Genomic DNA, 6,879 nt, shown 5'->3' with positions numbered 1-6,879 from the left:
ACTTTAGCGGATTTTCCCGGCCATTCATAATCGAACCTTCGAAATGAATTCCGGCATGCCGAAATCATCCCGGACGGGACATCGCGCAGAGTTTGGTTGCCGCATTCGCGGCGGGATCGGTTGCCGCAGAACCGTTCCGGCTCCGTGACAACTCGGAGAACCTTACGGATCGGCAGGGGGCGTGTCAACCCCGCCAGGTCAAGCCGTTTTCCCCGCTCGCCAACCGGTCGAAGGCGAAGGCGCGGTCGGGCGGTTCGTTGCTCGCGTATTCGATCCGCCCGAGCTCGGCGTCGCATCAGGAGGTCCGCTGTCCGCCCCCGCCTGGAGCCGGACACGGTGGGATGGAAGGCGTGCACGTTCTGGGTGCTGGAGCAGTTCCACCGGATGTTGTGCCGGCGAGAACTGTTCGCGAAGAACTCTTCCAAGTGGGGTGACCCGCGGGCGAAGCTGCTGGGGAGCGTGGGAGCAGGCCAAGCCCGCCGTCCTGGCCTTCCTCGGGCTCCCGGCGGGCGCGGGCGAGTACCTGACGTCGCGGGCCGCGCTACTGAATGGCACCCACCGTGAGATCACCGGGCGCCTGCCGGACAACGCGCAGATCGTCTTCGACCACGACGGCCGCCCGCACTTCACCTGCCCTGGGGCCGGAGCCCGAACCAGCCTCCCTGCTCGGCCTGCGCGCGAGGGCTGACCGACCCCGCTGGGCGACGCGCACGAGGTGGATCGGCAAGACCTTGCACAGCCTGCGTCTGGCAGGCGAGCCCGGCTACCGCCACCAGGCCAAGGTGCAGGCCAACCGTTCCTAACCAGTGTGCGTGAGTGAGTCTTGTACCCACTGCTGCGCCCTGGGCGCATCCCGAACGGTGCTGGATGCACTGGGTTCCCGCGTTAGAACCCTCAGCTCCCGCAAACCACCCACCACATCACCCCCGCCCTCAAGGCCAGACTCCCGCTATCCAGCCCAGCGAGCAGCAGCCGCCAAGGTCACCCACCCGGACCCAGAACCCCCGTTCCCACCGACGGCCCCGACGATGACCACGCTGATGATCGACTGCAGCACGCTGCCGACGACGTGCCCGATGATCACAGAGCCGCGGTGGACCGCGATCGTACGGAAGCGGGCGATGAGGCCCTCGGTCATGTCGTTGGAGACGGAGACCGCGGTGCCGATCGTGGTGCTGCCGATGGTCATCAGCACGAGGCCCGGGACGAGATACGCGATGTACTCGGAGCGGTCCGCACCGCCGCCGCCGATGCCCGCGCTCATCACGTCGCCGAAGATATAGACGAAGAGCAGCAGCAAGATCGGCGTGAGCAGCAGGTTCAGGGTCATGGACGGGTAGCGCCGCGCGTGCAGCAGATTCCGCCGCAACATCGTCGACGAGTCGCGCACGGCGAGGGAGAGGGAGCTCATCGGACATCGTCCTTGGACTGGTTGTTCTGGCTGGGCACGCTGGAGCCGGTCAGGGCGAAGAACACGTCGTCGAGGTCGGGGGTGTGCACGGTCAGCTCGTCCGCCTCGATGCCGGCCGAGTCCAGCCAGTCGAGGATCGAGCGCAGCTCGCGCTGGCTGCCGTCGCTGGGGATCTGCAACGACAAAGCCTCGTCATCCCGGGTGACCTCGCGCAGAGCGGAGGCGGCCGCCTGGTACACCGTCGGATCGGAGAACCGGATCCGGACGTGCCCGCCGGGGATCAGCCGCTTCAGCTCGTCGGCACTCCCCTCGGCGACGATCTTGCCGCCGTTCAGCAGCGCAATGCGGTCGGCGAGCTCGTCGGCCTCCTCCAGGTACTGAGTGGTGAGGAAGACGGTGACGCCGCCGGAGACGAGCTCGCGGATGATCTGCCACATGTTGTGGCGGGCGCGCGGGTCGAGGCCGGTGGTCGGCTCGTCGAGGAAGATGATCCGCGGGCTGCCGACCAGGGTCATGGCGATGTCCAGGCGGCGCTTCATCCCGCCGGAGTAGGTGGAGGCGGGCCTCGATGCGGCCTCGGTGAGGTCGAACCGCTCGAGCAGCTCGGCGGCGACGCGCCGCCCCTCACGCTTGGACAGATGGTGCAGGTCCGCCATGAGGAGCATGTTCTCCTCGCCGGTGATCAGCCCGTCGGCGGCGGAGAACTGCCCGGTGACACCGATCGCTGCCCGCACGGCCTGCGGGTCGGCGGCCAGGTCGTGACCGCCGACGTGCAGGTCGCCGGCGTCGGCGGTGATGAGGGTGGAGAGGATCTTCACGGCGGTGGTCTTGCCTGCGCCGTTCGGCCCGAGCAGCGCGAACACGGACCCGGCCGGGACGTGCAGATCGATGCCGTCGAGCACGGTCTCGTCGCCGTACGACTTGCGCAGACCGACGGCGGAGACGGCGGCCGACGACGGGTGACCGTCAGCCTGCCTGGATATGGGCATGACAGATGAAGCCATGGGGCCCTCCCGTTCGAAGGCTGAAGTGACTGGGGGATCGGGTGAGATGAGGCCGGTACGGGGGATGAGAGCGCTCAGGCCCTGGCTCGGGGGACGTCGATCGTGCGGTGCCGGGTGCAGGCGCGGAACCTCGACGGGTTTCTCGGTCTCTTCGGGCCCGGCGGCGTTCTCCAGTAGGTTGCGCAGGGCCCGAATCCGGTGTTAACCGCCGGCCGGGCGACGGTGCCCTCGGCGAGGCCAACCTGCAGATCACCGCACGCGGTTCCGAGCACGACCGAACCGCGGGCCACCTCGCCGAGGCGAATGCTGCCGTTGGACGTCGAAGTCCAGATCGAGCCGACCGCTCTCGGCGTGGCCGTAGATCGCATCTATGTCGGCTGCGGATTCTCCGGCGCCCGCGGCGACGGGTTGACCGCCCGCGGCCGTCAGCCGGCTGGCCCCGCGGTCCGGGCGGGTGTCCGGCGCCGTGGCGGTGTTACTCGCAGAACACCTGCACCTTTCCACTGGGATCGTCGACGTCGACGGTGACGTCGTCGAGCTGCTCGATGAGCTCCTCAAGGTGCTGCGGCTTGAGCTCGGTGAGGTCGATCGGCACCCCTGACTTGTTCAGCTCCGCGTTGATCCTGGTGAGCGCCTGCGGAGGGACAAGGCTCGCGAGCCGGACCCCGGCGCGCAGCAGCTGTAGCGGGAGCTGGACGTTGCCCGGCTTGGCCCGTCGCCGCCGTCGTCCACCCGAGTTCACCACCACGCGCAGGTACTTGGGGCAGGGTTTCGGGCGGGGCGCGGCTCCCCGCGGCGACTCGGGCTGTTCTCGTTCGAGGACTTCGATCAGCCGCTCGGCCTCGTCCGCGGTGATCTTGCCCTCGGCCGACATCTGCAGGATCTGGCGGCGCTGCTCGTTCATCGTCGCTCTCCCTCCCTGACTCATCTGACGCTTACCAGCACGGCCGTTCGGCCCTGCTCAAGCTCGAACCGGGTGCCAGGCAGCGCCCACAGCAGTTGCCCGGTGCCGCGCAGCGCGCCCACCGGGGTGGCGAGGCAGGCGACCAGTCCGGCCAGCAGCAGCGGTGACAGCACCAGCAGTACCGGCAGGACAGGGACGTACAGTCCCAGCCGGCGGCCGCCGGGACGGCGATAGCGCACCGCCACCAGCTGCGGGACCATCGGGACCTCTCCAGCTCGGCCAGCGCCAGGGCCTGGACGTGAAGACGATACGGGCGCATGCCTACACCGTCTTGATGCTGCTCAACTTCCTTACAGCACGGGGCCTGGACTTGCGGCTGGCGACCGAGAACGACGTGTTGGAGTTCCGGCGGTATCGGCGCGAGGATGCCGAGGAGACGGTCGGCGAGGCCACCTGGGATTGGGACGCCGCCGCGATCGGTGGGCTCTATGAAGCCGGGCCTACGGCAGATCACCGTGCTGGAGACGGACGTCGGCCTGAACCCGCTGGCGCTGTTCATCGGCCAGGGCGACCGGATGCTCACCGGCTCGTGCTGGGACCGCATCCGCTGGCGCCGATCTGGATGAGGCGCTCGGCAATCGGCAGGGCCGGGCGGGCCCGCTGCCAAAAGTCCTGCAGGGAGTTGCAGGACTGGCCGGCCGCGATCCGCGTCACCTGCACCTGTGAGATGCCCTTCACCGAGGCCAGGGAGACCCGGACGCCCCAGCCTGTGCCGGTCTCCTCCACCGTGCACCAGAGGCGGGAGCGGTTGATGTCGACGGGAAGGACCGGGACGTTGTGGCGGCGGGCGTCGGCGACGATCACCCGCAGCGGCCACATGCCGGGGTCGTGCTCCAGCAGCCCCGCATACAGCGCTGCCGGGTGATGGGCCTTCAGCCACGCGGACTGCAGGGCCGGGGCGGCGAACGCGACGGCGTGCGCGCGGCGGAACCCTTCTCCGAACTAATACTCCAGCCGTAGATCGTGATCTTGCTGGTCGGGGCTGGCCGGGGGAGCCTCAGCATCCTTGGGGGTAACCCCCGGCACCGTCCTGAGGACAGCGCATCGGTACGTCAGGGGGAAAGCCGGATGGGGCGATCCCCCTTCCGCTGATGGGATGGTCGCCGACCGCCGGCTCCGGGGGCGACACAGTCGCGGGCCACAGCCTGAGCGGTCCCTGAACGCGCGCGCAACCTGAACAGAGAAGGGGTCGTCATGCATGGGTTAAGAAGGCGTCGGCGAGGCCTGCTCGTCCTGACCAGCCTGGCTACAGCCGTCCTCGCCGCATCGACCGCGCCCACGGCGGCGGCGAAGCCGCGGCCGGCCGATCCGCTCCAACGGCAGGTGGAAGCGATCCACGACACCGGGGCCGTCGGTGTGCACGCCGAGGTGACGTCACCGGACGCACGCGACAGCGCGTACGCCGGGACGGCCGCGATGAACACAAGGAGACCGATGCCGCGGGACGGGAGGTTCCGGATCGGCAGTGCCACCAAGACCTTCACCGCCACGGTTGTGCTGCAACTCGTCGGCGAGGGGCGAATGTCCCTGGAGGACACCGTCGAGCAGTGGCTGCCGGGAGTGGTCCGGGGCAACGGCAACGACGGCAGCCAGATCACTGTGCGGCAGCTGCTGCAGCACACCAGCGGCATCCCTGATGTCGGGCCGCAGATAACCGCGTTGACTAGCGCGGACGGCTATCGGGCCGAGCGGTTCCGCACGTACACCCCCGAGGAGCTGGTGGGTCTGGCGATGCGGCACCCTCCCGAGTTCTCCCCGGGCACTGACTGGTCGTACTCCAACACCAACTACATTCTCGCCGCAATGATCATCCCCAAGGTCACCGGCCGGAGTTGGGCACGGGAGGTGAAGGACCGGATCATCCGCCCGCTGGATCTGAGGGACACCAGTACGCCCGGCGTCTTCCCGTCCATCCTGGGCCCGCACGCCCAGGGCTACGCCGCGTTCGGCACCGACACCGGCATCGACGTCACGGAGCTCAATTCGAGTATGGCCGTCGGCTCCGGCTCGATCATCAGCACCGCGCACGACCTGAACCAGTTCTACGGCGCGCTGCTCGGCGGCCGTCTGCTGGCTCCGGCGCAGCTCGACGAGATGACGACCACCATGCCCGCGCCCGAGCTGGGCGTGAGGTATGGACTCGGTCTTGCCGAGATTCCGTTGCCCTGTGGCGGCAGCTACTTCGGCCACCGGGGCGAACTCCTCGGCTATGTCACCTGGGGTGGCGCCACCCGAGACGGGGCCCGGACCGCCGTGGTGTACGTCACCAGCGACGGCGGCCAGGACACCCAGCAGGCCATGATCACACTCATGGGTCAGGAACTGTGCCGGACCCGCTCCTAGTACTCCAGCCGTAGAACGCGATCTTGCTGGTGGACCGACTGCGGGAAGGTCACGGCCACCGCTGATCATCGGTGTGTGAAGACTGAAGATCTTGCGGTGGCCGTGGGTCACAGCGAAGACCCTGCCCGCTGGCAGGAGGCGTTCGAGGTCCTGATGGGCCGGATAGCGGAACGGTTCGCGCGGGTTGAACCCCGGCGCCGGGTGTGGGACTTGGTATTGGGACTGCTGTCGGACCTGCCGCGCAAGAACTGCTGGACAATCGCCGAGTGGTCCAGGGAGGCCAGTCCGGACGGCATGCAGCACCTGCTCGGCCGCGCCAATAGGAATGCCGACACCGTGCGCGATGACGTCCGTGAGTACGTGCGGGACCATCTGTACGACGAGGATGCGGTGCTCGTGGTCGACGAGACCGGGGACGTGAAGAAGGGCACGCACACCGTCGGCGTCCAGCGCCAGTACACCGGCACCACCGGGAGGATCGAAAACGCGCAGGTCGCCGTCTACCTCGTCTATGCAGGCCGGCACGGACACGCGGCGGTGGACCGTGAGCTGTACATCCCACGCTCGTGGACATGCAACCCGGACCGCTGCCAGGCCGCCGGACTGAACGAGGACACCGTCTTCGCGACCAAGCCGGAGCTGGCCACCCGCAGCCGAGGTGGCTCGTCTTGTGGCCCATGGCGCACAGCATGTTGATATTGGCCAGGGAGATCAATCGTGGGTTGTCTTGGCAGACCCCGAAGGCAACGAGTTCTGTGTCCTTGGCCAGCGGCGTCAGTAAGCCGGCTGTCTTGCTCTCGAACAACCGTTAGCGCTCTGAACTCCGCATTCGCCCTCGTAGTCAAGGTGCGTCGAGCCCGATCGCTCCGCGACGACCAGGGCGGGACGCCGACTCCTGAGGAGGATGGCTCCTCGCCAGCTTGATCAAGGTGTGGGGCCTATAGTCGCTCCCTGCTGTGGTGCGACCGGCGGCCTGGAGGACGGCGGGAACCCCGAGGAAGGTCGGAGATTTCTTGCGCTCCTCGCGTGCGTCGATTTGAGAAATCTTCTCTTCGGCAGCCGGCCCCGTGAACGCAGAAAAGCCCCGCACCAGAGGTGCGGGGCTTTCCCGGAATAATTGTTCGGCGGCGTCCTACTCTCCCACAGGGTCCCCCCTG

4 protein-coding genes and 5 pseudogenes are annotated in these 6,879 nt (G+C 68.1%); 4 read left to right on the top strand and 5 right to left on the bottom strand.

The window, feature by feature from the left end; translation table 11 throughout:
* Positions 1–288: 288 nt before the first annotated feature.
* Positions 289–680: pseudogene (locus ACIBB8_RS37200) on the top strand (Tn3 family transposase); the annotation flags it as partial.
* A gap of 220 nt (positions 681–900) precedes the next feature.
* Here ACIBB8_RS37200 and ACIBB8_RS37195 read toward each other — a convergent pair.
* The 5 genes and pseudogenes from ACIBB8_RS37195 to ACIBB8_RS37175 form a co-directional block, all read right to left on the bottom strand.
* Positions 901–1,411 (bottom strand): annotated as a pseudogene (locus ACIBB8_RS37195) (ABC transporter permease); the annotation flags it as partial.
* On the bottom strand, positions 1,408–2,415 hold the full coding sequence (locus ACIBB8_RS37190; RefSeq protein WP_398959764.1) for an ATP-binding cassette domain-containing protein: 1,008 nt from the start codon (positions 2,413–2,415) through the stop codon (positions 1,408–1,410). The gene ACIBB8_RS37190 and the pseudogene ACIBB8_RS37195, both read right to left, overlap by 4 nt.
* A 475-nt stretch (positions 2,416–2,890) precedes the next feature.
* Positions 2,891–3,319, bottom strand: coding sequence for an SHOCT-like domain-containing protein (locus ACIBB8_RS37185; protein ID WP_398959762.1), 429 nt, complete (start codon positions 3,317–3,319; stop codon positions 2,891–2,893).
* A 20-nt stretch (positions 3,320–3,339) separates the two neighbouring features.
* Positions 3,340–3,579: a hypothetical protein gene (locus ACIBB8_RS37180; RefSeq protein WP_398959760.1), complete on the bottom strand. Its 240-nt coding sequence runs from the start codon at positions 3,577–3,579 to the stop codon at positions 3,340–3,342.
* 349 nt (positions 3,580–3,928) lie between these two features.
* Positions 3,929–4,312: pseudogene (locus ACIBB8_RS37175) on the bottom strand (DNA polymerase III subunit alpha); the annotation flags it as partial.
* A 261-nt stretch (positions 4,313–4,573) separates the two neighbouring features.
* On the opposite strand from ACIBB8_RS37175, the gene ACIBB8_RS37170 reads away from it, so the two are divergent.
* The 3 genes and pseudogenes from ACIBB8_RS37170 to ACIBB8_RS37160 form a co-directional block, all read left to right on the top strand.
* Positions 4,574–5,722, top strand: a complete 1,149-nt coding sequence (locus tag ACIBB8_RS37170; protein WP_398959758.1) for a serine hydrolase domain-containing protein — start codon at positions 4,574–4,576, stop codon at positions 5,720–5,722.
* Positions 5,723–5,875: 153 nt separating this feature from the next.
* Positions 5,876–6,376 (top strand): annotated as a pseudogene (locus tag ACIBB8_RS37165) (IS701 family transposase); the annotation flags it as partial.
* Positions 6,375–6,503: pseudogene (locus ACIBB8_RS37160) on the top strand (VOC family protein); the annotation flags it as partial. The pseudogenes ACIBB8_RS37165 and ACIBB8_RS37160, both read left to right, overlap by 2 nt.
* Between the last annotated feature and the right edge of the window lie 376 nt (positions 6,504–6,879).

Origin of the sequence: Streptomyces sp. NPDC051286, assembly GCF_044455345.1 — a bacterium.
Lineage (GTDB): Bacteria > Actinomycetota > Actinomycetes > Streptomycetales > Streptomycetaceae > Streptomyces.
Note: the sequence above shows the minus strand (reverse complement) of the source record. Positions and strands in the feature narration are given on the sequence as shown.